Origin of the sequence: Microcystis sp. T1-4 (genome assembly GCF_000297435.1) — a bacterium.
Classification (GTDB): Bacteria; Cyanobacteriota; Cyanobacteriia; order Cyanobacteriales; family Microcystaceae; genus Microcystis.
Genome location: NZ_CAIP01000108.1, coordinates 1 through 6,375, shown reverse-complemented (window position 1 = coordinate 6,375; position 6,375 = coordinate 1). Strand labels below are relative to the sequence as shown.

Genomic DNA, 6,375 nt, shown 5'->3' with positions numbered 1-6,375 from the left:
GCCAATATTCTTACATTGTTCATAATACTGGGGTTCTTCATTGAAAAAACTGATAAAGATTCCCTAATCACAATAATGTTTTTTGATAGACTTTTTTTTCAAGACTAACCTCTAATTGAATTGATAATATTAGACAGGGAAGAAGCAGCAGATTTTTCAGGAAAAACTTTCATTTCTTGCACTTGAATATTGATTTTTTCTCCATGCAAATACTGCCGGATTAACCCAAAAACATAAACTCTTTTTCCTAAAGCTTCTCTAGCTTGTTCAAAAAGTTCTTCAGGAAAAAAACATTTAATAATTTTGTTATCAGTTAGGCTACGAATCCCCATCTTTTGACGATTGGCAATATTAATAGATACTAACTGCCCTTCAATAGAGCCATAAATACTGTAAAAATTTTGAGTAATTTCATCTACATTAGCCGCTATATTTTTAGTAACATAAAACCTCCAATTTTCCGTAGAAAACTCGATATAAGCAAAATCATTTGGATCGATTAATTCGCTAAACTTCTTGACATTATACAGGGCTTTATTGTTGAAGTACAAGGGACGTTGAGGTTTTTCCTTAATCAATTCTTCTAAACTATCTCTAAAAACATTGATAATTCTTTGAGGACGCTCAGTTTCCACCTGTTCATCAAGGATATTTGCTTCGGCTGTCATAATAATACTTCCTTGTTGAACTTCCGTAATTGCCCACTCTACTCCCACCTCTCCCGTATCTGATATTTCTTGATCAATTTCCGTCAGGATTATAGAAAAACTCTCTAAAAGTTTTTGGAATTTCACCATAGGAAAATAAGGACCATCAACCTTGAGAGTCAATCTCGCCCTTGATAATCTAGTGGATGAGTAGTCGTTAACTGTAATTTCGTTATTGGTCATCAAATATCATATACAATTTATAATGTACCTGTGAAATTTCTACCCGTTGGCAGTGAGACTGTAAACTTGGCACTGAAAACTGAAGATTTACGAGATAAACTTCACCTATAGGACTCCGACTAGCCGTGCTTAAAGCAATTATCCCTGAACATGAGTTTTTTTGTACTAAGCTAACTAACTTCATCATACTGAAAATACATATAGCCCACTATGGCTATTTTTTACTTGTCTCTTAACAAAGATTAACTTTAAACTGCGATCAAGAGATAAACTTAGATTTCGTCAGGATTAAGGCCTAATTCCCGCAGTTTATTGGCTAATCGTTCCGCTCGTTGTTTTTCCTGATTATAGCTAGTGAAAGCTTGTCCATCGGGATAAAAAAGCAACATTTCCGGTTCTCCTAACTGAAAACGTATTCCTAAACGGGGACTAACCCAATTATCGAGAGTTTCCAGAATTTCTAGCTGATTTTCGCCTCTTATCCAAGCACTGGCATCGTTTTTATGGGGATCATAAAGATAATATTCCTCGACCCCATAACGCTGATAAAATAGCTGTTTTTTAGCCATTTCCGTGAGGGTGTTACCCGGAGAGAGGATTTCAAAAACCACCTGGGGACTAATATTATTTTCGAGCCATTGTCGATAGGAACCCCTTTCCCCTTTTGGTCTCCCAAAAACCACCATGATATCCGGCTCTTGACGCAGTTGATTATCATTTTCCACAGGATACCAGAGTAAATCACCCGCAACAAAGACATCAGACTGCTGGCGAAATAGCCAGTCTAAATTAGTTTTAATTGTCGTAATCCAACGAAATTGCAGGGTATTATCGGCCAGGGGTTGACCATCGCTATCGGGGTAGATAATTTTAGTGACGTTAGTTTTATCTAGTCGCGAAACCATAAGACTAAGTAAAAAGTAAAAACTAGAAAATGTCAACAACTTAATTCTATTATAGCGAGCATTTGTATTATATGACAATTAGTACAAAAATATTGACAAATAGGATAACTTGTGCATTGGACAATAAAGATTTAATTTTTTTGATGATAACGATTGAAAATTTCGTTGGTTCCTAGAAAATTTTTGTCTAATTTTGGGAACTATAATTATAATAAGACTATCAACTGGAATTAGGACAATAAGTCCCGTCCCAGAGCGGTAAAGTGTAGGGTGTGTTAGGCGGCTACTAATTCGGTCAAAAATCAAATTAATAATCCGCTAATGAAAGTCAATTTTAGAAAAATAGAAAAACTTTGATTTTTTAAACATTAACTTATGAAGGATCAACGGTTGATTGAGTATTGGCAATTAGCATCCCCTTGAGAATTAAATACACCATTTCATCCAAATCTTCGGTTTGAAAAAGACGCTGATTTTCTGACTCCGTTAGTCCATTGTTTAATCCTTTAAAACTGGCATTACTAAAAGTCTCCACAAAGGCTGGGTAATCAATCACTTTATGGGGCTTCCCTTGGTTAGACTGTTGGTTATAGAACTCAATCATATCCCCATATTCTTGGCTATGAAAAGTTTGGTACACCTGCGTTAGTATTTCTGGGTTTTCTTTCAACAAGCTCTCACCCACTGCCTTGGCACAACCACCAAATGCACCCAAAACAAATAGAGGTTTATGATAAGCGATCGCCAGGGCTGCTTCTTCAGCAATTCCTGGAAATGCCCCCTTGTAATCTGTAACTTTACCACCAAGAATAATTCGAGCATCAATTCGCTCTGCCATTTGCTCCCGCATGGCTGTCAGACAACGGGCCCAAACATAACGATTAATCGCACTGTTCGGCTCTAGGTAAGTTTTTTCGTCAATGTTAAAGGGTGACTGTTTCAGATCTTGAGGTAGAGGAATTATCTGAATTGATACTTCATTTTTGTGTTGAGCTTTCCACTTAACAGTTGTCTCAAGATGTAATGGCCAGGCTAAGAAGTTTAGGATCTTCTCTGCTCGTTCTGTTGCTTGTTCATTGTAAGCTTTGACCATCTCCACTAAATCTAGAGTAAATCCACCAGGACGCAGATCGCCGCCGTAGGCAAGACTAGATCCTTGAGCAAGCAGATGGCGACTAATTTCGATCAGCGCCCTTTTTTGATGGACGGTACTAAAGCCGAGTCGTTGCAAATCGGGACTGTCAGAAATTGAAATCCCAATTACCTTGCCAGAAAGAGGTTTTTGTCTTGGTTGTCCTGTCATTTTTTTGGTTCTCCTCTGATTTTAGGGTGTTGGCTGGGAGGGAGTCCAGGCTTTAATCCTGGGATTGAGAGAGTTAAGTATTCCCATTTCATCATCTGCCAAAGGTGGATCTGGATAGACAAGAAAACTGTCTGCTTGAGGTTGGCTAACTTGCCAAGTTTGGACTTGAGTTAATAATTCAGGAGCGCAAGGGATAACCACCGCTTGCGATGGTATTCTGCAAATCTGCTTTAAGGTTTCTACATAGCCGGGGAAATAGCTATAGCGCAGTACCTCAAGCAAAATTTTAGTAATAATAGTAGGAATCGTTTCAATCCCTTGCCAGCGTATTGTTGGCGTATTGCCCAAATAGGGAAAGCTGCGCTCTTCACCGGTATTGAGGGAATTAATCAGCAGTGCAGGAACTTGATATTTTTTAGCCAGTAAAATCTCCCAACGGCAATAATAGCGGCTGGTGTAGGCATCTGTTTGGCAGATTAACAAAGCAGAATCCTTGATACCAGATTGAATTTCTTCTCTAAAATCGTAACCCGGGGCTATATCTTTCGTATCAAAAAAGTTATCGAGGCTATTATCTTTGAGAAGCCATTGACGAATTTCCTCAACGATTTGAACCCCATCTCGCTTGGCATGACTGAGGAAAAGTTTAACAGGAGCAGCGGATTTTCCCAGTTCTGTCTGTCCTTTTGATTGAATTTGTTTCAGTTGTCGGCAGCATTCATGTAGTACCTTTCTTAATAGCGTGTTCTGCTGATGCTCGATGTTATCTATCTGGTAGATTTTGATAAAGTTAATGGGAGAAATTTTGTCACTCAACTTGAAAGCATTTCTGGTTATGGCAACAGGGTAAACTCTGTGATGGGGAAATAACTGTGAGGCATTTTCGCTAACTGATTCAATATAGTTCTGCCAATTCTCATCCACAACCATCTCGTCATCTACTAAGACAAATGTGGCCGAGTTAAGGGAGTCATTTAAAATAATTGGTCTAGGGATGTTAGTGTCTGCTTGAAAGGGGACTGAACGAAAGTACATCGGAATCCCAAGACCTCGCAATAGGGGATGTTCTGGATCTGCACAGATATGTTGAAAGAGATACTTTGCCAACTCCTCTCCCCTGGGAGAATCGGGATGCCAAGCAAGATAAATTCTAAAGTAGGGACGGTACTGAGTCGTCATGGGACTAAGTTGGGGGAGTAAATAAGACTCTACTACCATCCTAACCCGCAATTGCCGAAACTTGTGCTATCATGGGATGACCTAGTAATCAATTTAACCTTGCTAAGGAGAAATCATTATGGCAAGAAAAGTATTTGTCAGTTATTCTCACAGGCTAGATCAGCAAGCAGCAGATGACTTCAGAAAAATCTTTGCTGACGAACGTGATGTTTTTATTGATAAATCAATTCGAGAAGACATCGGTGACTTGCAAGCCGAATCGATAAAAGCTAGATTAAGCTCTCTGATCAAAGATAGTACCGTTACAGTAGTGCTTATTGGGCAAGAAACAGGCGGCAGAAGTTGGGTTGATTGGGAAATTTATCATAGTCTTAGAAAATCCTATGGGAATACAAGAAACGGGCTATTAGGAATAAAAATTCCCGATAAAAATCCTTGCATTCCAGAGAGGTTATTAGATAATATTCCCAATATGGGATTAATCATTGACTGGCCGAGAGATTATAGAACTTTAGAAAATGCGATCGAGGAAGCATATCAAAAATCTATCTATGGTACACCAAATCTAAGCAGACCGCTAAGACAAAGAAATTCCTATAGATAGAAAATGAAACTGATTTACTGTCGTAATTATCTAAGGCTTATTTTCCCACTCAGGAGCTAAAGTTGACAACTTTTGCAAGAGAGATCAAGGAGAAAATCAAGGATTTACAATCTCGGTTTCAGAACAGTCCACTGGGTTACGGTGGCCATTGCTTTCCAACCTAAAAACTTGCCGACTGGTTCGGCTTTTTCAATGCCAATTCGCAGCAGTTCCCCTCCTAATTTACTATGCCATTGCAAGAGAACTAATTCGCTTTCAATTGTAACAGTGTTAGCAACAAGACGACCCCCGGGGCGCAGGGCTAACCAACAGGTTTCCAATAGGTGGGGTGTGGTGATACCGCCACCAATAAAAATAGCGTCCGGTTGCGGTAAATCTTCTAGGGTGCTCGGTGCGATTCCGGCGACGATTTGCAGGTGGGGCGTTCCCAGGGCGGCGGCATTATCGGCAATGTATTGTAATCTGGTGGGATGATGTTCGATCGCAATAGCCTGGCAACGGCGATCGCTACGCAGCCACTCAATGGCAATGGAACCACAACCTGCCCCCACATCCCAGAGCAATTGTCCGGGTAAGGGAGCCAATCTACTCAGCGTGATAGCACGAACTTCTCTTTTTGTCAACTGTCCGTCATGATGGTAGGCAGAATCCGGCAGTCCTGGAAGGCGCGGCGCCAGGGTGGGGGGATGGGAGGAGATGCAGCTAATGGCGATGACATTTAGAGCCGCCAGATCTGTAAACTGCCAATCGTTGGCGATGCCTTGAATGTGGCGTTCTAGGGTTCCCCCTAGATGTTCTAAAACCGTGATGGGACTCTCGCCAAAACCTCCCTCCCGGAGCAGCCGAGCAGCGATCGCTGGAGTCTGGGCATCGGCACTCAGTACCAGCAGTTTAGCGCCGGGATAAAGCACCCCATTCAACCAAGCCGGAGGCCGACCGCACAAACTCAAAGTTTCCACTTCACTCAGAGGCCAACCCAAACGACTACAGGCAAGACTGAAGGCAGAAGGAGAGGGAATAATCGTCATTTCCTCAAGGGGAATCTGGCGGGTAAGGGTGACACCAATCCCGTAGCACATGGGATCACCACTGGCCAAAACACAGACGGATTGACCACGACGGCGGATAATCTCGTTAACAGAGTCTTGAATAGGAGAAGTCCAGAGCAGTTTTTGCCGTTGATCCTCTGGGGGTAACATTGCCAGATGACGTTCACCACCGACGATAACTGATGCTAAAGAAAGCAGACTTCGCCCCACTGAACTTAACCCTTCTAAGCCATCTTCACCAATTCCTATGATCGATAGCCATTTCGACTTACAATTGCGATCCGCCATATTAAAAAAAATCGCTACTATTTCATTATCTGCCATCAGGCTCTATCCTTCAAACAAGATATAATCGGGTTAGTGCCAAGTTAATTAAGATGAAAAATTATGACCACCACTGCCGATGATGTTTGGAAATTATTAGCCGAATTAGCAGAAGCTCAAA

6 protein-coding genes are annotated in these 6,375 nt (G+C 41.1%); 1 reads left to right on the top strand and 5 read right to left on the bottom strand.

Features of this window, described 5'->3' with window-relative positions:
• Positions 1-104 precede the first annotated feature (104 nt).
• The 4 genes from MICAI_RS06030 to MICAI_RS26895 form a co-directional block, all read right to left on the bottom strand.
• Positions 105-890, bottom strand: coding sequence for a hypothetical protein (locus MICAI_RS06030; RefSeq protein ID WP_008199201.1), 786 nt, complete (start codon positions 888-890; stop codon positions 105-107).
• 272 nt (positions 891-1,162) lie between these two features.
• Positions 1,163-1,795 (bottom strand): Uma2 family endonuclease, encoded by a 633-nt coding sequence (locus tag MICAI_RS06025; RefSeq protein ID WP_008199200.1) that lies wholly within the window; start codon positions 1,793-1,795, stop codon positions 1,163-1,165.
• Positions 1,796-2,168: 373 nt separating this feature from the next.
• Positions 2,169-3,098, bottom strand: a complete 930-nt coding sequence (locus MICAI_RS26900) for a hypothetical protein (RefSeq protein WP_008199198.1) — start codon at positions 3,096-3,098, stop codon at positions 2,169-2,171.
• Between the two features lie 21 nt (positions 3,099-3,119).
• The gene (locus MICAI_RS26895; RefSeq protein ID WP_232306147.1) at positions 3,120-4,277 is read right to left on the bottom strand and encodes a toll/interleukin-1 receptor domain-containing protein; all 1,158 of its coding nucleotides are present in this window, start codon (positions 4,275-4,277) and stop codon (positions 3,120-3,122) included.
• A 118-nt stretch (positions 4,278-4,395) separates the two neighbouring features.
• On the opposite strand from MICAI_RS26895, the gene MICAI_RS06015 reads away from it, so the two are divergent.
• The gene (locus tag MICAI_RS06015; RefSeq protein ID WP_008199194.1) at positions 4,396-4,881 is read left to right on the top strand and encodes a TIR domain-containing protein; all 486 of its coding nucleotides are present in this window, start codon (positions 4,396-4,398) and stop codon (positions 4,879-4,881) included.
• A 104-nt stretch (positions 4,882-4,985) separates the two neighbouring features.
• Here MICAI_RS06015 and MICAI_RS06010 read toward each other — a convergent pair whose 3' ends face one another.
• The gene (locus MICAI_RS06010; RefSeq protein WP_008199193.1) at positions 4,986-6,254 is read right to left on the bottom strand and encodes a bifunctional cobalt-precorrin-7 (C(5))-methyltransferase/cobalt-precorrin-6B (C(15))-methyltransferase; all 1,269 of its coding nucleotides are present in this window, start codon (positions 6,252-6,254) and stop codon (positions 4,986-4,988) included.
• Positions 6,255-6,375: the final 121 nt, after the last annotated feature.

Bases quoted from the DNA above. Each gene is read 5' to 3' on its own strand.
- MICAI_RS26900 (WP_008199198.1), bottom strand. From the start codon at position 3,098: ATGACAGGACAACCAAGACAAAAACCTCTTTCTGGCAAGGTAATTGGG.
- MICAI_RS06015 (WP_008199194.1), top strand. From the start codon at position 4,396: ATGGCAAGAAAAGTATTTGTCAGTTATTCTCACAGGCTAGATCAGCAA.
- MICAI_RS26895 (WP_232306147.1), bottom strand. From the start codon at position 4,277: ATGACGACTCAGTACCGTCCCTACTTTAGAATTTATCTTGCTTGGCAT.
- MICAI_RS06025 (WP_008199200.1), bottom strand. From the start codon at position 1,795: ATGGTTTCGCGACTAGATAAAACTAACGTCACTAAAATTATCTACCCC.
- MICAI_RS06010 (WP_008199193.1), bottom strand. From the start codon at position 6,254: ATGGCAGATAATGAAATAGTAGCGATTTTTTTTAATATGGCGGATCGC.
- MICAI_RS06030 (WP_008199201.1), bottom strand. From the start codon at position 890: ATGACCAATAACGAAATTACAGTTAACGACTACTCATCCACTAGATTA.